We start from the raw sequence: 19,530 nt of genomic DNA, 5'->3' as shown, positions 1-19,530 counted from the left end.
GTCCTCCTAGTAACGAACCACAACGCGCCGGCTATTTGCCGGACAGGATCTGGCCCACGTAGTTGGCCACCGCGCGCACCGCGGCGATCGTCCCCGGGTAGTCCATCCTGGTAGGACCGACCACACCCATACCCCCCAGCAGCAGCTGGTCGGAGCCGTACCCGATCGAGACGATCGAGGTGCTCCGCATCTGCTCGTCCTCATTCTCCTCGCCGATGCTCACCGCGATGGCACCGGGGTTGCGGGCGGCGGCGAGCAGTTTGAGCACCACCACCTGTTCTTCCAGCGCCTCGAGCACCTGCCGCAGCGAGCCGGGGAAGTCCGCGACGTTGCGGGTGAGATTGGCCGTGCCGCCGAGGACGAGCCGCTCCTCGGGGTGTTCGACCAGCGACTCGACCAGCACCGTGCACACGCGGGTCATGACGTCGCGCAGCTCGCCGGGGCTCGCGTCGGGCAGCTCGGCGACCTTCGCGGCGGCGTCGACGAGGCGGTGTCCGGCGAGCGTGCCGTTGAGGACGTCGCGCAGCCTCGCCACGGACTCCTCGGTGATCACGTCGCCGAGATCCACGGTGCGCTGGTCGACCCTGCCGGTGTCGGTGATCAGCACGAGCATCAGGCGGGCCGGGGTCAGCGGCACGACCTCGACGTGGCGCAGCGTGGAGGTGGTCAGCGTCGGGTACTGCACCACCGCGACCTGGCGGGTCAGCTGCGCGAGCAGCCGCACCGAGCGCCGCAGCACGTCGTCGAGGTCGATCGCGCCCTCGAGGAACTGCCGGATCGCCTTGCGCTCGGCGGGCGAGAGCGGCTTGATCTCGGAGAGCCGGTCGACGAAGAGCCGGTAGCCCTTGTCCGTGGGGATGCGGCCCGCGCTGGTGTGCGGCTGCGTGATGTAGCCGTCCTCTTCCAGCGTCGCCATGTCGTTGCGCACAGTGGCGCTGGACACACCGAGGTTGTGCCGGTCGACCAGCGCCTTGGAGCCGACGGGCTCCTGGTTGGACACGTAGTCGGCCACGATGGCACGCAGTACCTCGAACCGCCGCTCGTCCGCGCTGGGCACCAGCACCTCCTCTCGCCGCCTGTAGACCACGAGTTTACGGTGCGCCGCCGCGTGGCCCGCTACACGTTGCGCGGGAAGCCGAGGTTGACGCCGCCGTGGGAGGGATCGAGCCAGCGTGAGGTGACGACCTTGGTGCGGGTGAAGAAGTGGAAGCCCTCCGGCCCGTAGGCGTGGCTGTCGCCGAACAGCGAGTTCTTCCACCCGCCGAACGAGTAGTAGCTCACCGGCACCGGGATCGGCACGTTGACGCCGACCATGCCCACCTCGACCTCGTTCTGGAAGCGCCGTGACGCGCCGCCGTCGTTGGTGAAGATCGCCGTGCCGTTGCCGTAGGGGTTGGCGTTGACCAGCTCGAGCGCGGCGTCGTAGCTGGACGCGCGGAGCACGCACAGCACGGGACCGAAGATCTCGTCGGCGTAGACGGACATGCCGGGCTCGACGTGGTCGAACAGCGTCGGGCCGAGCCAGAACCCGCCCTCGCCGCCGGTGACGCCCCTGCCGTCGACGACGAGGCTCGCGCCCGCCTCGACGCCCGCGTCGAGGTAGGACGTCACGCGCTCGCGGTGGGCCGCGGTGACCAGTGGTCCCATCTCGGACTCGGGACTGCGGCCGTCGCCGACGCGCAGCTTCGTCATCCGCTCGGTGACCTTGCTCACGAGCTCGTCGCCAACGGGGTCGACGGCCACGACCACCGACACCGCCATGCACCGCTCCCCCGCCGAGCCGAAGCCCGCCGACACCGCGGCGTCCGCGGCGAGGTCAAGGTCGGCGTCGGGCAGCACGACCATGTGGTTCTTCGCCCCGCCGAGCGCCTGCACGCGCTTGCCGGCCGCCGTGCCGGTCTCGTAGACGTAGCGCGCGATCGGCGTGGAGCCGACGAACGAGATCGCCTTGACGTCGGGATGGGTCAGCAGCCCGTCGACCGCCTCCTTGTCGCCGTGTAGCACGTTGAGCACGCCGCTGGGCAGCCCGGCCTCGGCGAAGAGCTCGGCGATGAAGTTGGCCGCCGACGGGTCCTTCTCACTCGGCTTGAGCACCACGGTGTTGCCGCTCGCGATGGCGTTGGGAATGAACCACAACGGCACCATCGCGGGGAAGTTGAACGGCGAGATCACGCCGACGACGCCGAGCGGCTGGGGCATCGAGTAGACGTCCACGCCGCGCGAGGCGTTCTCGCTGTAGCCGCCCTTGAGCAGCTGCGGGGCGCCGCAGGCGTACTCGACGTTCTCCAGCGCCCGCTGCACCTCGCCCCCGGCGTCGGAGAGCACCTTGCCGTGCTCACTGGTGACGATGGCGGCGAGCTCGTCCTTGCGCGCGGCCAGCAGTTCCCGGAACGCGAACATGATCGTGGTGCGCGCGGCGAGCGAGGTGTCGCGCCAGCCGGGAAACGCCGTCGCCGCGGCGGCCACGGCCTCGGCGATCTGCCCGTCACCGGCGAAGTCCACGCGGGCGCGGACCTCGCCGGTGGCGGGGTCGAACACCTCCCCGGTCCGTTGCGCGACCCCGGCCCAGTTCTTGCCGTCGATCCAGTGGCTGATGCGGTTGGTCACGCGAGCTCTCTTTCGTCAGCTGCCGTCGGCGGCGGTGATGGCCTCGCCGAGGATCTCCAGTGCCTGTCCGGCCTCGTCGGCGGTGAGCGTCATCGGCGGGGCGAGGCGGATGACGTTGTTGTGCAGTCCGCCCTTGCCCACGAGCAGTCCCCGGCTCCGGGTCTCCTCCAGCACGGCCGCGGCTGCGGGCGGGTTCGGTTCTCTCCCGCCAGGCCGCACCAGTTCGACGCCGATCATCAGGCCCTTGCCGCGGACGTCACCGACGATCCCGGTGCCCTGGCCGAGCTCGCGCAGCCCGGACAGCAACCGGTCGCCGAGCTTGGCGGCGTTGCCCTGCAGGTCGTTCGCGAGCAGATAGTCCACAGTGGCCTTGGCGGCCGCGGTGGCGACCGGGTTGCCGCCGAAGGTGGAGATCGAGTTCGCCCGAAGACAGTCCATCACCTCGCCGCGCGCGATCACGCCGCCGATGGCGAGGCCGTTGCCGACGCCCTTCGCGAAGGTCATGATGTCGGGCTTCATGCCGTGGGCGTCCATGCCCCAGAAGTGCTCACCGGTGCGGCCCCAGCCGGTCTGCACCTCGTCGGAGATCAGCAGGATTCCGTGCTCGTCCAGGATCTCCTTGAAGGAGGCGAACAGCCCGTCGGGCGGGGTGGCGAACCCGCCGACTCCCTGGATCGGCTCGACGATCATCGCCGCGACGTCGCCGGAGGTGGTGGTCTGCAGGACGTCGCGCAGATCGTCGGCGCACGCGGCGATGTAGTCCTCGCCCGAGAGGTGCCCGAACGGGCTGCGGTACGGGTAGCCGCCGTGCACGTAGCTGACCTTCACCGGCGAGAGCGAGCTCGCCGACCAGCCCCGGTTGCCGGTGATGCCGACGGTGCCGAAGGCCCTGCCGTGGTAGGAGTTGCGCAGCGCCAGGATCTGGTTGCTGCGGCGGTACTGCGTGGCGAGCAGCAGCGCGGTCTCGTTGGCCTCGGTGCCGGAGTTGGTGAAGAACACCTTGGCGTCGGGGATGCCGGAGAGCTCGGCGATCTGCTCGGCGAGCTCCACCTGCTTGCGGATCAGGTACAGCGTCGAGGTGTGCAGCACGCCGCTGTCGAGCTGACGCCGGATCGCGTCGGAGATCTCGGCGACGTCGTAGCCGATGGCGTTGGTGAGGATGCCCGCGAAGAAGTCGAGGTAGGTCCTGCCCCGCGAATCGGTCACGTGCCTGCCGTGCGCGCTCACGATCTCAAGCGGTTCCGAGTAGTACAGCGCCAGCCAGTCCGGCATGACCGCCCGGTGCCGCGCGAGGAGGTCCGATTCCGTCATGTGTCCGAGTCTCACGGCGCCCGCCGCACCAACGCCACCGACAACATGTACCGAGAACCGCACTTCGCCGTACAGTCTGCTTTCCGGCCTGTTTTTCCGGCGAGGGCAGGAGGCGCATGTACCCGACCGTCGCGGAGGTGCTGGCGCTGCCGGTGGTGCGGCACGGTGGGGCCCGCGTGGTCGCGGGCGCCGACGGGCTCGACGCGCACGTGCGCTGGGTGCACGTCGCGGAGGTCGCCGACATCGCCCACCTGCTCAAAGGCGGCGAGCTGGTGCTCACCACGGGCATCGCGCTGCCGGACGACGACCTCGCGCTCGCGCGCTACGTCGAGGAGCTGGCCGGGGTCGGGGTCAGCGGGCTCGTCGTGGAGCTGGTGCGGCACTGGAGCGACCGGCTGCCCGCCGCGCTCGTCGGCGCCGCCGAGAAGCACGGCCTGCCGCTGGTGACGCTCTCGCGCGAGACCCGCTACGTCACGGTCACCGAGGCCGTCAACGGGTTGATCGTCGACGCGCAGGTGGCCGAGCTGCGCGCGGCCGAGCAGGTGCACGAGACGTTCACCGCGCTCACCGTCTCCGGCGCCGAACCGAGGGTCGTCCTGCGCGAGGTCGCGCGGCTGACGGGGCAGCCGGTGGTACTGGAGACGCTGTCGCACGAGGTGCTCGCCTACGACGCGACGGGAGCCGACGCCACCGAGCTGCTCGACGGCTGGCAGCCCCGCTCGCGCGCGGTGCGCATGGGCGAGCGCACGGGCTACGACACCGACGCGGGCTGGCTGGTGACGATCGTCGGCGCGCGGGGCCACGACTGGGGGCGGCTCGTCGTCGCGTGTGCCGAACCGCCGCCGCACCGCTACGTGGTGGTGGCCGAGCGGGCCGCGTCGGCGCTGGCGGTGCACCACCTGCTGGCCAAGGACGGCGACACGCTGGAGCGCCAGGCCCACCGCGCGGTGCTGGCCGAGCTGCTCGCCTCGCCCGTGACCCCGGCCGAGCTCGCCGCGCGGGCCTCGGCGCTGCGGGTGCCGCTGACCGGGCGCAGGCTCGTGGGCGCCGCGATCCGGCCGCGGCTCACCGGCACGGCCTCCGCGCCGCAGGCCGCCTCGGCGCAGCCGCTGCTGCGGGAGCTCGCCGAGGCCACGGCGCTGGCCACCCGCAGGGCGCGGGTGTCGGCGCTGGTGGCGACCGTGGACGACACGAGCGTGCGCGCGCTGCTGTCGCTGTCGCCGCAGGCCAACACGGCGGCGGTGCTGCGGCGGCTCGCGCGTGAGGTGCGGCAGGTGCGGCCCTCGGTGCCGGTGGTGCTCGCGGTCGGCACGGCGGTGGAGACCGCGGCCGACGCGGGCCGCAGCCTCACCGAGGCCGCCCACGTCGCGGCGGCGGCGCTGCGGACAGGGACCGAGCCCCGCTGCGGCTACCACCGGCTCGAGGACGTACGGCTGCGCGGACTACTGCACCTGCTCGGCGACGACGACCGGCTGGCGGCGTTCGCGGCACGCGAGCTGGGTCCGCTGCTCGCGCGCGACGCGGCGTCGGGCACCCGGCTGGTGCAGGCGCTGCGGCACTTCTGCGAGCAGGGCGGCAACAAGTCGGCGGCCGCGGCGGCGGCACACACCTCGCGCACGGCCTACTACCAGCAGCTCGCCCGCGTGGAGCAGGTGCTGGGCGTGCAGCTCGAGGACCCGGAATCGATGCTCTCGCTGCACGTGGCACTCCTGGTACACGACCTACTCGCCCGATCGAGCGACGACGACCACCCGGCCGAGTAGCTCACTTCTCCGGCGAGTCTGCCGATACCCGAATCATGCCCATGTTCGCCGCCGGATCGCTCGCCGCCTGCACGCTCACGATGCTGTGTATCGGCGGCCCCTCTCCGGACACCTCCGACTCGTCCCTGACCCTGACGCTGCAGACCGCCGACGGCGCGGCCCGCGCGGTGCAGCTCGACTGCGACCCCGCCTCGGGAACGCATCCGGCCACCGCCGACGCGTGCGACGCGCTGGAGGCCGCCGACGGCGACTTCGCGCGACTCGCCACCAAGAACCAGGCGTGCACGATGATCTTCGCGCCGCTGCAGGCCGAGGCCACCGGCCACTGGCGCGGCGAGCCGGTGCGCTTCAGCACCGAATACTCCAACGAGTGCGTCGCCGACGCCGAGTCCGCGGGCGTCTTCGCCTTCTGACGCGTTCCCCGGCCAGAGCACCCATGCGGTGAAGGGCACCTTTACTGCATCCAGCGCAGTAAAGGTGCCCTTCACTGCATTCAGGTTTCCCCGGCGTGACAACCACCGCTTCCAGCCCCGCGCAATCGACAGAATGTCGTCCGGGACGGCCAACAGTGAACACTCTGCAAGTCCCCGGCGTGCGCGCGAGGCGAGCACGATGCCGCAATGGAGCCGACCACCGCACAGCTTCGGCACCCGGACGGCCGGGTGGAACTACGCGATGTGTCGTCACTTCACGGCAGCCGGTACTTCAACGCCGAACTCGCCCCGGTACCCGTCGAGCGACGAACCTGGACCACCTACAACTATTTCGCACTGTGGATGGGAATGGCTCACAACATTCCCTCCTATCTGCTCGCCTCCGGCCTGATCGCGATCGGGATGAACTGGGTCCAGGCCTTTCTCACCATCACCCTCGGCAACCTCATCGTGCTCGCCCCCATGTTGCTCAACAGCCATGCGGGAACGAAGTACGGAATTCCCTTCCCGGTGTTCGCCCGCGCGTTCTACGGCACGCGGGGCGCCAACCTGGCCGCGCTGCTGCGCGGTTTCGTCGCCTGCGGCTGGTTCGGCATCCAGACGTGGGTCGGCGGGCAAGCCATCTTCGTCATCCTCGGTGAGCTGGTCGGTGACGGCTGGACGAACGCGCCCGCCGTGCTGGGCCAGCCGTGGACGATGTGGCTGGGTTTCCTGCTGTTCTGGGCGTTCCAGATGCTCATCATCTGGCGCGGCATCGACGCCGTGCGCCGCTTCGAGAGCTGGACCGCACCACTGGTCACCGTCGGGTTCCTGATCCTGCTCGGCTGGGTGCTCGTGGAGGCGGGCGGCTTCGGGCCGATCTTCTCGCAGCCCTCGCAGCTGGGCTGGGGGACCGAGTTCTGGACGGTGTTCGCGCCGTCGCTGATGGGCATGATCGCGTTCTGGGCCACGCTGTCGCTGAACATGCCGGACTTCACGCGCTTCGGCGTGAGCCAGCGCAAACAGGCGCTCGGACAGGTGCTGGGCCTGCCGACCACGATGTCGTTCATGGCGATCGTGTCCATCATGATCACTTCCGGCGGCATCGTGATCTACGGCGAGGCGATCTGGGACCCGGTGCTGCTGGCCGCCCGGTTCTCCTCCCCCGTCGTCGTAGTGATCGCGCTCGTCGGCCTGACGCTGGCCACCGTGTCGGCCAACCTCGCCGCCAACGTCGTCAGCCCGTCCTACGACTTCTCCAACGCCTTCCCGAAACGCATCAGCTTCCGGGTCGGCGGGCTGATCACCGGGGTCATCGGCATCGCCATCCAGCCGTGGGAGCTGATCTCCGACCCCAACATCTACATCTTCGCCTGGCTCAACTTCTACGGCGGTGTGCTCGCCGCGATCGCAGGCGTGCTGGTGGCCGGTTACTGGATCCAGGCGCGGACGCGGCTCGCGCTGGCGGACCTCTTCGCCGAACGCGGCGGCCGGTACTGGTTCAACGGCGGCTGGAACTGGCGCGCGCTCGTCGCCACCGCGGTGGGTGCGGTGCTCGCGGTCGGGGGCGCCCACTCGGCCCCCGGCGAGGGCCCCTTCCCCGAGAACGGGCTGATCCCCGCTTTCCGGGCCCTCTACGACTACAGCTGGGTGGTGGGACTGGTCGCCGCGATCGTGGTGTACCTCGTGCTCACACTGCCCACGGCACAGGGACGCGACATTCCCATTCCGGAGTACGAGAAGGAGGAGACGGCAAGTGAGCGAACTGGTGAGAGCCGGCCTGGTCCAGCAGCGGTGGACGGGTGACAAGGACTCGATGATCGCCGCATCGGTCGACGCGATCGGCAGGGCCGCGTCCCAGGGTGCGCAGGTGGTGTGCCTGCAGGAGCTGTTCTACGGCCCGTACTTCTGCCAGGTGCAGGACACCGAGTACTACTCCTACACCGAGGCCATCCCGGACGGCCCGACGACCGAGCTGATGCGGGAGGTCGCCGAGCGCCACGGCGTGGTGCTGGTCGTGCCGATGTACGAGCAGGAACAGCCGGGCGTGCTCTACAACACCGCGGCCGTGATCGACGCCGACGGAACCTACCTCGGCAAGTACCGCAAGAACCACATCCCGCAGGTGAAGGGGTTCTGGGAGAAGTTCTACTTCCGGCCCGGCAACACGGGCTACCCGATCTTCGACACCGCGGTGGGCCGCATCGGCGTCTACATCTGCTACGACCGGCACTTTCCCGAGGGCTGGCGCGCGTTCGGGCTCGCGGGCGCCAAGATCGTGTTCAATCCTTCCGCGACGAGCAGGGGCCTGTCGCAGTACCTGTGGCGGCTGGAGCAGCCCGCCGCCGCCGTGGCCAACGAGTACTACGTCGGCGCCATCAACCGGGTCGGCGTGGAACCACTGGGCGACAACGACTTCTACGGCCAGACCTACTTCGTCGACCCGCGTGGCGAGCTGGTCGGCGAGGCGGCGTCGGACACCGACGACGAGGTGGTGGTGCGCGACCTCGACATGGACAAGCTGGCCGAGGTGCGCGAGCTGTGGGCGTTCTACCGCGATCGCAGGCCCGACTCCTACTCGACGCTCGTGAACCCGTGAGGCGGTGCCAGGGATGCGAACTCTGATCAAGGGCGGCACGGTGCTCTCCTCCTCCGGCGCGGTGGAGGCCGACGTGCTGGTGGACGGCGAGACGATCGCCGCGGTCACCACACCGGGGATGCTCACCGAGGCCGACACGGTGCTCGACGCGACGGGAAGGTACGTACTGCCCGGCGGCATCGACGCCCACACCCACATGGAGATGCCCTTCGGCGGCACGTTCTCGGCCGACACGTTCGAGACGGGCACGCGCGCGGCCGCGTTCGGCGGCACCACCACGATCATCGACTTCGCGGTGCAGGCCAAGGGAACCTCGTTGTTGTCCACACTGGACAAGTGGCACGAGAAGGCCGACGGCGACTGCGCCATCGACTACGGCTTCCACATGATCGTCTCCGACGTCAACGACGCCACCCTCAAGGAGATGGAGTCCTGCGTGGACGCCGGGGTGAGCAGCTTCAAGATGTTCATGGCCTATCCCGGCGTGTTCTACTCCACCGACGGCGAGATCCTGCGCGCCATGCGCAAGGCCACCGAGACCGGCTCCACGATCATGATGCACGCCGAGAACGGCATCGCGATCGACCAGCTGGTGGCGCAGGCTCTGGCCGAGGGCAAGGGCGATCCGGTGCAGCACGGCTACACGCGGCCGCCGGAACTGGAGGGCGAGGCCACGTCGCGGGCCATCACCCTGGCCAAGGTCACCGGGGCGCCGCTCTACATCGTGCACCTCTCCGCCGCGCAGGCACTCGCGGCCGTCGCGGGGGCGCGCGACGAGGGGCAGAACGTGTTCGCCGAGACGTGCCCACAGTACCTGTACCTGTCCATCGAGGACCTGGCGAAGCCGGGTTTCGAGGGCGCCAAGTACGTCGCCTCTCCCCCGCTGCGCGAGAAGTCGCACCAGGGCGACCTGTGGCGGGGACTGCGGACCAACGACCTGTCGGTGGTGTCCACCGACCACTGCCCGTTCTGTTTCAAGGACCAGAAGGAACTCGGCCGCGGCGACTTCTCCAAGATCCCCAACGGGATGCCGGGTGTCGAGCACCGGATGGACCTGCTGCACCAGGGCGTGGTCGCCGGGGAGATCTCGCTCGCGCGCTGGGTGGAGACCTGCTCGACCACCCCGGCCCGGATGTTCGGGCTGTACCCGCGCAAGGGGGTCATCGCGCCGGGCTCGGACGCCGACATCGTGCTCTACGACCCGAAGGCGGAGCAGACGATCTCGGCGGCGACGCACCACATGGCCGTGGACTACTCGGCCTACGAGGGACTGCGGATCACCGGCGCGGTGACCACGGTGCTCTCGCGCGGGCGCGTCGTGGTGGATCGCGGCGAGTACCACGGTTCGGCCGGGCACGGCCGGTTCCTGTCCCGTGACCTCTGCCAGTACCTGAACTAGGGAGCGGCGACGTGGACTTCGGTGTGGTGCTGCAGACCGACCCGCCCGCGAGCGAGGTCGTGCGGCTGATGACGATGGCCGAGGAACAGGGTTTCGGCTACGGCTGGACCTTCGACTCGGTGGTGCTGTGGCAGGAGCCGTTCGTGATCTTCTCGCGGATCCTCGCCGCCACGTCGTCGATGGTGGTGGGGCCGATGGTGACCAGTCCCGGTACGCGCGACTGGTCGGTGCTGGCGTCGCTGTTCGCGACGCTCAACGACATGTACGGCAACCGGACGGTGTGCGGGATCGGGAGGGGTGACTCCGCCCACCGGGTGGTCGGCAAACCACCATCCACATTGGCCACGCTCAGGGACTGCATGCACGCGGTGAAGGAACTGGCCGAGGGACGCACCGCGACTCTCGGCCGCGACGAGCCGGTGCGGATCCCGTGGGTGCGGGACGGGCGGCTCGAGATGTGGATGGCGGGCTACGGCCCGAAGGCACTGAAGCTCGCAGGTGAGCAGGCCGACGGGTTCATCCTGCAGTGCGCCGACCCGGCGATCGCGCGCTGGACGATCGGTTCGGTGCGCGACGCGGCGCGCGCGGCGGGCCGGGACCCGGCGGGCATCACGGTGTGCGTCGCGGCTCCGGCCTACGTCGGCGACGATCTGCCGCACCAGCGCGAGCAGCTGCGCTGGTTCGGCGGCATGGTCGGCAACCACGTCGCCGACCTGGTGGCGCGCTACGGCGACTCGGGCCCGGTGCCGCACGAGCTGACCGACTACATCGAGGGCAGGCACGGCTACGACTACGCCCATCACGGCAAGGCGGGCAACCCGTCGACCGACTTCGTGCCGGACGAGATCGTCGACCGGTTCTGCGTGCTGGGCCCCGCCTCGGCCCACGTGCGGAGGCTGGAGGAACTGGCTGAGCTGGGGGTGGACCAGTTCGCCGTGTACCTGATGCACGACGAACGGGAGCGCACCCTGGCCGCCTACGGCCAGGAGGTCATCGCGAAGCTGCGCACCTAGACGATCGCGCCCAGACGATCGCGCCTCGTGCGGTGAAGGGCACCTTTACTGCGTTCAATGCAGTAAAGGTGCCCTTCACCGCGGTCGGGGTCAGACCAGGGACTGGTACACCAGTTGGCGGAGTTGCTGGCGCAGCGGGTGGGTGCTCGACGGGAGCAGCTGGGTGAAGAACAGCACCGTCAGCTCCTCGGCCGGATCAACCCAGAACGCCGTGCTCGCCGCTCCGCCCCACGCGTACTCGCCCACGCTCGACAGGGTCTTGGCCTTCACCGGGTCCTGCAGCACCGAGAAACCGAGGCCGAAGCCGAAACCGTTGAACGGCATCTCCGCGAACAGCGGACGCCCGAAGGCCTCCAGGTCGGCGCCGTCGGGCAGGTGGTTGCTGGTCATCGCGCGCACCGTGCGGGGGCCGAGCAGGCGCACGCCGTCGAGTTCGCCGCCGCGCAGCAGGAACTGCGTGAACCGGTGGTAGTCGGCCGCCGTCGACGCGAGACCCGCCCCGCCCTGCAGGCACGTGGGCCTGCGCGTGATCGCGTCGCCGAACGCGTCGTTGCGCACGGCCTGCCGCGTACCAGGCCGGGGCACGTAGAGCGCGGCGAGCTGCTCACGCGCCTCGCCCTCCACGGAGAAGCCCGTGTCGGTCATGCCCAGCGGCGTGAGGATCCGCTCGGCGAAGAACTCGTCCAGCGATTGGCCCGACACCACCTCGACGAGCCTGCCGAGCACGTCGGTGGCCACCGAGTAGTTCCACTCCGCGCCGGGCTGGAACGCCAGCGGCAGACTCGCCCACTCCTCGGTGCACGCGGCGAGGTCCTTGTCCGGCGGGGTGCTCCACTCGTACCCGGCGGCGCGGTAGAGCGCGTCCACCGGGTGCGCGTGGTGGAAGCCGTAGGTGAGCCCCGCGGTGTGGGTCAGCAGGTGCCACACGCGGATCGGCTCGCGCGCGGGCTCGGTGACCGGGCGCAAGGCCGAGCCCTTCGTGTAGACCGTGGGCTCGGCGAACTCGGGCAGCCAGTGGTGGATCGGGTCGGTGAGGTCGAAGGCGCCCTCTTCGAACAGCATCATCGCCGCGACGGAGGTGACCGGCTTGGTCATCGAGAAGATGCGCCAGCGCGTGTCCACCTCGACGGGCAAGCCGGCCTCGACATCGCGATGGCCCCTGGTGGAGAGGTGGGCGATCTTGCCGCGCCGCGTCACCACGGTGAGCCAGCCGGGCAGCAGGCCCTCGTCGACGTAACGGGACAGCCGGGCATCGACCCGGCGCAACCTGTGCGGGTCGAACCCGAGCTCGGCGGGATCGGCCTCGACCTTGAGCTCCGTCATGCCCTCGGTTCTACCGGACGGAGGCGCCTTCCTCAGCCGCCCGTTCGGCGGCTTTCTCCTCGCGCCAGACCTCGTCGGTGCGGCCCTGGCGCCAGTAGCCGGAGATCGAGAGCCGGTCCTTGGACACCCCGCGCTCGGTGAGCAGGTGGCGGCGCAGCTCCTTGACGAACCCGGCCTCGCCGTGGACGAACGCGTGGACCTCGCCCTCGGGGAAGTCCAGCTCGCGCACCGCGGCCACGAGGTCGTCGCCGTCGGCACGGTGCAGCCAGCGGACCTGGGCGTCGCCCTTGGTGGCCAGCGCCTGCTCCTCGGACGCGTCCTCCACGAGTGCGAGCAGCCGCACGGCCGCGCCGGCGGGCACGGCCTCCAGCGCCGCGCTCATGGCGGGCAGGGCGCTCTCGTCGCCGACGAGCAGGTGCCAGTCGGCGTCCGGCGCGGGCGCGTAGGCGCCGCCGGGGCCGAGCAGCCACAGTTCGTCGTCCGGTCGCAGGTTCGCCGCCCACGGCCCGGCGAGGCCTTCGTCACCGTGGTGCACGAAGTCGATCGCCAGCTCACCCGCAGCCGCGTCGTGGTGACGCACCGTGTAGGTCCGCAGGCGCGGCCAGTGCTCGCTCGGCAGTTCCGCCTTGATGGTTCCCAGGTCCAGCGGCTCGGGGTAGGTCACGCCCGGAACCGGGAAGACGACCTTGACGTAGGCGTCGGTGAACTCGTTCGGGCGGAAGGCGGCAAGGCCGTCACCACCCGAAACGACCCGGATCATGTGAGGCGTGATGCGCTCGGTGCGCAACACCCGCAACCTGATCACGGGACGGCTGCGCTCGCGTGGCTGCGCCATGCGTGACTCCTCTACTACCTGGAAACGATGGCAACTAAGGCCAGCCTAACGTTCACTCCCCGGCACCAACAAGGGCTACCGGCCGTGACCGAGTGGCCGCCAGCGTGGTCCAGACGTTGGTCGCGCCGACGACCAGCAGAGCGCCGACGACGGTGATCCCGAGCAGGTCCCACGGCACCACGATGCTCGCTTCTCCCGTGACGCGCGCGGTGGCGGCACCGATCCCGGCGAGCGTGCCCGCGGCGGCGAGCCCGCCCAGCAGCAGGCCGACGACGGTGACGGCCCACGACTCCACCAGCGCCATCCGCACCACCTGGCCCCTGCTGAGCCCGCTGACCCTGGCGACGGCGAACTCCCGCCTGCGCTCGGCCGCCGCGATCACCACGGCGTTGACCACCGCGATCAGCGCGTAGAACCCGGCGAGCCCGAGCACCACGGTCATGATGCCGGTGCTGGTGTCCTGCTGCCTGCTCGCCGACGCCGCGATCCAGTCGTCCAGTGTGGACACCTCACCCAGCCCGAGCGCGCGGATCTCCGCCGCCACCGCCGCGACATCGGCGCCGGGACGCACTCGCACGATCGTCTCGGCGGTCGCGGCACCCGCGGTCGCCTCGGGCACGATCCCGCGGGGCAGCAGCAGCTGGTCCCCGCCGCCCATCGACTCCGGCAGCTCCGCGACCACCCGCAGCGGCACCGTCCGCCCGCCGACACCCACCTCGATCTCCGCCTCCGCAGGGAAGAGGCCCGGGGCCACGGCGAGGGTCTCTCCCCGCAGCCCGGACAGCTCGGGCGCGCGGCGGTTCGTCTGCGCGTAGGTACCGGGGTCCACGACCGTTGCCACGTACTCGTCGGTCTGCGTGTCCACGTCGCCGTCGTAGTCGGTGCGGGTGGTGACGTCCATCGGCACCCGCAGGCGCTCCGCCGCCACCGCGACGCCGGGCACGGAGCCGAGCTCGCGCGCGGCGGGCCCCTCGGTGGTGACCACCAGCTCGCCCACGAGATCGCGGCGCTGTTCGAGCTCGGCGGCGGCGTTGATCGAGGCGAGCACGCCGGACTGTCCGACGAGCAGCGCGACGAGCACCAGCAGGGGCGCTGCCGTGGACGCGCTGCGCCGCACGCCGTCGCGCAGGTTGGCCTGGGCGAGCGAGCCCACCGTGGTGCCGCGCAGCAGCAGTCCGAGCAGCCCGCCGACCAGCGGGACCACCAGCGGGCTCAGCGCGCTCAGCGCCACCGACGCGGTGAGCGCGGCGTTGATGGTGAGCGGGATGGCGGCCTCGGGCCCGGTGAACGACGAGACCGTCACCAGCGCGATCGTGCCGGCGAGGAACAGCAGGCCGAAGAACCACCGGGCTCCGGTCATCACGCGTGCGCCCTCGCCGGTGTCGCGCAGCGCGTCGAGCGGCCGCACCTTGCCCGCCCTGCGGGACGCGGCCAGCACCCCGGCCAGCGCCACCCCGATCCCGACCCCAGCCGAGACACCGAGAATCCAGTTCTGCCACGCGGGCACGAAGTCGGCGGGCGCGAAGCCGAGCGAGGTCAGCATCGAGGTCTGCAGCCGCATCACGACCACGCCGAGCGGCACCCCCACCGCCGTGCCGAGCACCCCGAGCAGCAGCGCCTCCGAGAGCAGCAGCCTGCGCACCTGCTTCCTGCCCGCGCCGACGAGCCGCAACAGTGCGAGATCGCGCCTGCGCTGAGCCACGGTGAAGGCGAAGGTGGAGCTGACGATGAACACGGCGAGAAAGGTCGAGACGGCGAGCGTGATCCCGAGCAGCGTGATGGCCTCCACAAGACCCGAGCCCGCCGCGCTGATGAGGATCAGCAGCGAGGACTGCACGAGCGCCACCCCGAGGCAAACCGTGAGGATCGCACCGAGGAAGAGCTGCCAGCGCTCGCGGAAGGTGCTCCAGGACAGCCGCAGCACGGCTCAGCCCTCCAGTCCGGCGAGGCGCGCGGCGACCTCGGCCGCGCTCGGCGCGTGCGCGTGGTCGACGATGCGCCCGTCGGACAGGAACAGCACGGAGTCCGCGCTCGCGGCCGCCGCGGGGTCGTGGGTGACCATGACGATGGTCTGGCCGTTGCCGGAGACCAGTTCGCGCAGCAGGCCGAGCACCTGGCGCGCCGAGGCCGAGTCGAGCGCGCCGGTGGGTTCGTCGGCGAAGAGCACCCGTGGCCGGGTCACCATCGCCCGCGCGATGGCGACGCGCTGCTGCTGTCCGCCGGAGAGCTCGCGAGGCCGGTGCTTCGCGCGCTGTTCGAGCCCGACGCTCGCGAGCACCTCGCGCACGAGCTTGCCCGAGATCCGCTGCCCGGCGAGCTTGAGCGGCAGCATGACGTTCTGCTCGGCCGTGAGCGAGGCGATGAGGTTGAAGCTCTGGAAGACGAAACCGATCTCGCTGCGGCGCAGCGCGGTCAGCTCCGCGTCGCGCGCGGCGGTGAGGTCGTGCTCGCCGAGCAGCACCTGGCCCGCGCTCACGGTCTCGAGCCCGGCCGCGCAGTGCAGCAGGGTCGACTTGCCCGAACCGGACGGTCCCATCACCGCGGTCCAGGAGCCCTGCGCGAAGGCCACGGTCACGTCGTCGAGCGCGCGCACCCGCGCCTGCCGTCGGCCGTAGTGCCTGCTCACTGCTCGCAGCTCGACGGCGGCGGGCACGTGGCCCCCGGCTCGCCGCGGCTGCGTCCCCGCGGGTGCTGTCATGGTGTCCATCCCACCGGTCGCGGGGCCGCGGGTCAGCGGTGCGAGCCCCCGAACCCGGGGTGAGGCGGGCCCTACCGCCGGGTGAGCCCTCTTGACACATTGCCAACAAGTGGTCAACGTAAGCCCATGACGCAGTTCGACTACGACGTCCTGGTCATCGGCTCCGGCTTCGGCGGCTCGGTGAGCGCCCTGCGCCTGACCGAGAAGGGCTATCGCGTCGGCGTGCTCGAAATGGGCAGGCGCTTCGCCGACGAGGAGCTGCCGAAGACGTCGTGGCGACTGCGCGACTACGTGTTCGCGCCGAAACTCGGCTGCACCGGCATCCTGCGCCTGACGCCGCTCAAGGACGCGCTCGTGCTCACCGGCGCCGGGGTCGGCGGCGGTTCGCTGGTGTACGCCAACACGCTCTACGAGCCGCCCGACGCCTTCTTCGCCGACCGGCAGTGGTCGCACATCACGGACTGGAAAGCCGAGCTCGCGCCCTACTACGACCAGGCGAAGCGCATGCTCGGCGTCACGCGCTACCCGCTCACCTCCCCCGCCGACGAGGTGATGCGCTCGGTCGCCGAGGACATGGGCATCGGCCACACCTACGGCGCCACTCCCGTTGGCGTGTACTTCGGCGACGAGGACACCGAGCCCGGCGCGCGGGTGGCCGATCCGTTCTTCGGCGGCGCGGGACCCGAGCGGCGCGCGTGCACCCACTGCGGCGAGTGCATGACGGGCTGCCGGCACGGCGCCAAGAACACGACCGTGAAGAACTACCTCCACCTCGCCGAGCGGGCCGGCGCGCGCGTGCACCCGCTGACCACGGTCACCGAGGTGCGTCCCCGCACCGGCGGCGGCTACACGATCTCCACCGTCCACACCGGACGCCCGTGGCAGCGCAGGACGTTCACCGCGGAGCAGGTGATCTTCTCCGCCGCGGCACTGGGCACGCAGCGGCTGCTGCACACGATGCGCGACCGCGGAGTGCTGCCGCGCCTGTCGGACCGCGTCGGCGTGCTCGCGCGCACCAACTCCGAGGCGATCCTCGCCGCGCGCACCACGCGCACGGACACCGAGTACCACCGCGGCGTCGCGATCACGTCCTCGATCCACCCCGACGCGGTGACCCACGTGGAGCCCGTGCGCTACGGCAAGGGCAGCAACCTGCTCGGCCTGCTCGGCGCCGTGCTCACCGACCCGGTGCCCGGCAAACGGCGCTGGGTGCTCGGGCTGAAGCAGATGTGGAAACACCGCCGTTCGCTGCCCGCGCTGCACAACCCGAGGCGCTGGTCGGAGCAGACGATCGCGCTGCTGGTGATGCAGACGCTCGACAACTCGGTCACCACCTACACCCGGCGCGGGCTGTTCGGCAGGCGGCTGAAGACCAGGCAGGGCATCGGCGAGCCGAACCCGACGTGGATCCCGGCAGGCCACGAGGTGACCCGCCGGGTCGCCGACAAGATCGGCGGGCTGCCCGGCGGCGGCTGGAACGACCTGGCCAACATCCCGCTCACCGGTCACTTCATCGGCGGCTGCGCGATCGGCGACTCCCCCGAGACCGGCGTAGTGGACCCGTACCAGCGGCTCTACGGCTACGAGGGCCTGCACGTGGTGGACGGCTCCACCATCACCGCCAACCTCGGCGTCAACCCGTCGCTGACCATCACCGCGCAGGCCGAGCGGGCCGTCGCGATGTGGCCCAACAGGGGCGAGCAGGACCCGCGACCGGCGCTCGGCGAGGATTACCGGCGAGTTGCCCCAGTGCCGCCGAAACATCCGGTCGTGCCCGAGGCCGCGCCCGGCGCGCTGCGGCTCCCGCTGTTCCCGGCGAAGTCGGAACCGGCATGAGAAACTGCACCTCATGACCGCGGAATCGGCACCCAAGTGGCGGCGGCTGGAGCCGGACGAGCGCCGGGAGCAGATCTTCACCTGCGCGGCGGAACTGTTCGGGGAACGACCGTTCGCCGAAGTGTCCACTTCGGACATCGCCGCGCGCGCGGGCGTGGCGCGCGGTCTGATCAACCACTACTTCGGCACCAAACGCGAGCTGTACCTGGCCGTGGTCAAGCGCGCACTCACCGTGCCGCACGTCGCCGTGGCCCAGCTGCCGTCGGGCTCGATCGAACAACGCACCGACGCCGCCGTCGAGTGGTTCCTCGACATGGTGAGCAAGCAGGAGAAGATGTGGCTCGCCGCCATCACCCCCGAGGGCATCGGGCGCGACGTCGAGGTGGAGCGCATCCTCGACGAAGCCGACCGCCAGTCCGCCGATCGCGTGCTGGAGGCCATGGGCTTCGCCGAGGACGACCCACGCTGGGACGAGCTCAACGCCCTCGTGCGCGCCTACGGCGGCATGGTCAAGGCCGCCGGACGCGAGTGGCTGGTGCGCGGCACGCTCAGCCGGGAGCAGGTGCATTCGCTGCTGAGCAACCAGTTGCGCACCCTCATCGCCGACGTGCTGCCTCAGATCAACCCGAAGCAGGCGCCCGCGCAGTGACCCTGGCTCAGCCCCGCGCCACCGCGATCGAGCCTTCGAGCCGCTCCCCCGCCTCGTAGATCATGTACGGCACACCCCCGTCGGTGCCGAAGCTCGGCGCCGCAGCACGCCCGTTCTCCGGTGCGGCCGAACCCGAGTTGTAGAACACGCCGAGATGGTCGCGCTTCGAGAAGTCCGCACCGAGCTCGGTGATGAGGATGTCGCCGCCGCTCTCCTTGTCGGTGTGGTACACGACGTAGGCGCTACCGCCGCGCTCCAGCAGGTGCGCACCGGAGACGTTGGCGGCACCGACGTCTCCGGGCTGGACGAGCGGCTGCTCGGCGAACTCCCAGTCCCGGCCGTCGGCCGACCAGCCCCAGCGGATCTCGCGCCGGTCGGCGCTGGTGTTGTACATGAACATCATGACGTACTTGGCGTTGCGGGAGGGCAGGTCGTACCGGAACACCCTGGCGTAGGAGGTCTCCTTGGCGCCCGGCAGCATCGTGTTGTCGAGCACCACCTTGTCGTAGGTGAAGTCGATGCCGTTCGTCGAGCGGGCGAGGCGGGTGGCGGTGTTCTCGCCGTGGAAGTACAGCCACAGCTCGCGCTCGTCGGCGTTCCACAGCACGTGCGGCGACGAGACGTGGCTGACGTTGTAGTGCGGCTCCCAGACGTTGGAGACGATCGGGTTGTTCGGGTACTCCGTGAACGGCCCCTCGAGCGAGTCACCGTAGGCCAGGCAGATGCCGCCGGGCGGGTCGTGCGGGGCGTAGTAGAGGTAGTAGCGGCCGAGCGGATCGCTGAGCTTGTCGTACACGCCGCGAATACACGGGAAGATGATCTCGTCCGTGGGGCAGTACTTCAGCTCCTTGGGGTCCAGCAGAGTACCCACGTGGCGATAGTCCGGAAACCCGCCGGGTGCGGACGCGCGCGCGGCGGCCGTCGACGCGCCGGGCGCGGCGAGCGAGGTCCCCGCGCCGAGCGCGCCGGACGCGAGCACGGTGGCGCCCGCGGTAGTCGCCTGCAGGAAGCGGCGGCGGTTGAGGTTCATCGGTCGGCAACTCCTTTGTGGTCGGACGATGTTCTTCCTTGTTCTTCCTTCTTC

Annotated in this window: 16 protein-coding genes; 8 read left to right on the top strand and 8 right to left on the bottom strand. The window is 70.6% G+C overall.

Going from position 1 to position 19,530, the window contains the following annotated elements; genetic code table 11:
• Positions 1 to 31: 31 nt before the first annotated feature.
• From hrcA to JHE00_RS19675, 3 genes are read right to left on the bottom strand one after another with little or no spacing between them, the layout of a single operon-like run.
• Positions 32 to 1,057 carry a heat-inducible transcriptional repressor HrcA gene (gene hrcA, locus JHE00_RS19685; RefSeq protein WP_200320107.1) on the bottom strand — a complete coding sequence of 342 codons (1,026 nt, stop codon included), beginning with the start codon at positions 1,055 to 1,057 and terminating at the stop codon, positions 32 to 34.
• Between the two features lie 59 nt (positions 1,058 to 1,116).
• Entirely contained in the window at positions 1,117 to 2,607 is a 1,491-nt protein-coding gene (locus tag JHE00_RS19680; RefSeq protein WP_200320105.1) for a CoA-acylating methylmalonate-semialdehyde dehydrogenase, read from the bottom strand.
• Between the two features lie 15 nt (positions 2,608 to 2,622).
• On the bottom strand, positions 2,623 to 3,918 hold the full coding sequence (locus JHE00_RS19675; RefSeq protein ID WP_200320103.1) for an aspartate aminotransferase family protein: 1,296 nt from the start codon (positions 3,916 to 3,918) through the stop codon (positions 2,623 to 2,625).
• 116 nt (positions 3,919 to 4,034) lie between these two features.
• Between JHE00_RS19675 and JHE00_RS19670 the strand changes: the two genes are divergently transcribed.
• The 6 genes from JHE00_RS19670 to JHE00_RS19645 all read left to right on the top strand — a co-directional run bounded on the left by JHE00_RS19670 (position 4,035) and on the right by JHE00_RS19645 (position 11,105).
• A complete protein-coding gene (locus tag JHE00_RS19670) occupies positions 4,035 to 5,681 on the top strand; it encodes a PucR family transcriptional regulator (RefSeq protein WP_200320101.1) in 1,647 nt (548 codons plus the stop codon).
• Positions 5,682 to 5,716: 35 nt separating this feature from the next.
• The gene (locus JHE00_RS19665; protein ID WP_230424548.1) at positions 5,717 to 6,094 is read left to right on the top strand and encodes an SSI family serine proteinase inhibitor; all 378 of its coding nucleotides are present in this window, start codon (positions 5,717 to 5,719) and stop codon (positions 6,092 to 6,094) included.
• A 207-nt stretch (positions 6,095 to 6,301) separates the two neighbouring features.
• Entirely contained in the window at positions 6,302 to 7,900 is a 1,599-nt protein-coding gene (locus JHE00_RS19660; RefSeq protein WP_200320099.1) for an NCS1 family nucleobase:cation symporter-1, read from the top strand.
• Entirely contained in the window at positions 7,851 to 8,693 is an 843-nt protein-coding gene (locus tag JHE00_RS19655; RefSeq protein ID WP_200320097.1) for a nitrilase-related carbon-nitrogen hydrolase, read from the top strand. Before JHE00_RS19660 ends, JHE00_RS19655 begins: the two co-directional genes overlap by 50 nt.
• A 13-nt stretch (positions 8,694 to 8,706) precedes the next feature.
• The gene (gene hydA, locus JHE00_RS19650; RefSeq protein ID WP_200320095.1) at positions 8,707 to 10,092 is read left to right on the top strand and encodes a dihydropyrimidinase; all 1,386 of its coding nucleotides are present in this window, start codon (positions 8,707 to 8,709) and stop codon (positions 10,090 to 10,092) included.
• Between the two features lie 11 nt (positions 10,093 to 10,103).
• Positions 10,104 to 11,105 carry a TIGR03842 family LLM class F420-dependent oxidoreductase gene (locus tag JHE00_RS19645; RefSeq protein WP_200320093.1) on the top strand — a complete coding sequence of 334 codons (1,002 nt, stop codon included), beginning with the start codon at positions 10,104 to 10,106 and terminating at the stop codon, positions 11,103 to 11,105.
• Positions 11,106 to 11,195: 90 nt separating this feature from the next.
• Here JHE00_RS19645 and JHE00_RS19640 read toward each other — a convergent pair whose 3' ends face one another.
• From JHE00_RS19640 to JHE00_RS19625, 4 genes are read right to left on the bottom strand one after another with little or no spacing between them, the layout of a single operon-like run.
• Positions 11,196 to 12,428 carry a serine hydrolase domain-containing protein gene (locus JHE00_RS19640; protein ID WP_200320091.1) on the bottom strand — a complete coding sequence of 411 codons (1,233 nt, stop codon included), beginning with the start codon at positions 12,426 to 12,428 and terminating at the stop codon, positions 11,196 to 11,198.
• Positions 12,429 to 12,438: 10 nt separating this feature from the next.
• On the bottom strand, positions 12,439 to 13,263 hold the full coding sequence (locus tag JHE00_RS19635) for a siderophore-interacting protein (RefSeq protein ID WP_200320089.1): 825 nt from the start codon (positions 13,261 to 13,263) through the stop codon (positions 12,439 to 12,441).
• 52 nt (positions 13,264 to 13,315) lie between these two features.
• Positions 13,316 to 15,187, bottom strand: a complete 1,872-nt coding sequence (locus tag JHE00_RS19630) for an FtsX-like permease family protein (RefSeq protein WP_200320087.1) — start codon at positions 15,185 to 15,187, stop codon at positions 13,316 to 13,318.
• Between the two features lie 3 nt (positions 15,188 to 15,190).
• Complete coding sequence (locus JHE00_RS19625; protein ID WP_200320085.1) at positions 15,191 to 15,961, bottom strand: ABC transporter ATP-binding protein; 771 nt, start codon at positions 15,959 to 15,961, stop codon at positions 15,191 to 15,193.
• 126 nt (positions 15,962 to 16,087) lie between these two features.
• On the opposite strand from JHE00_RS19625, the gene JHE00_RS19620 reads away from it, so the two are divergent.
• Entirely contained in the window at positions 16,088 to 17,797 is a 1,710-nt protein-coding gene (locus JHE00_RS19620; protein ID WP_200320083.1) for a GMC family oxidoreductase N-terminal domain-containing protein, read from the top strand.
• 13 nt (positions 17,798 to 17,810) lie between these two features.
• The gene (locus JHE00_RS19615; protein ID WP_200320081.1) at positions 17,811 to 18,446 is read left to right on the top strand and encodes a TetR/AcrR family transcriptional regulator; all 636 of its coding nucleotides are present in this window, start codon (positions 17,811 to 17,813) and stop codon (positions 18,444 to 18,446) included.
• Positions 18,447 to 18,453: 7 nt separating this feature from the next.
• On the opposite strand, the gene JHE00_RS35160 is transcribed toward JHE00_RS19615, so the two are convergent.
• The gene (locus tag JHE00_RS35160) at positions 18,454 to 19,476 is read right to left on the bottom strand and encodes a glycoside hydrolase family protein (protein WP_230424547.1); all 1,023 of its coding nucleotides are present in this window, start codon (positions 19,474 to 19,476) and stop codon (positions 18,454 to 18,456) included.
• Positions 19,477 to 19,530 lie beyond the last annotated feature (54 nt).

This window comes from Prauserella cavernicola (genome assembly GCF_016595675.1).
GTDB classification, from domain to species: domain Bacteria; phylum Actinomycetota; class Actinomycetes; order Mycobacteriales; family Pseudonocardiaceae; genus Prauserella_A; species Prauserella_A cavernicola.
This window is presented reverse-complemented; position numbering and strand designations above follow the sequence as displayed.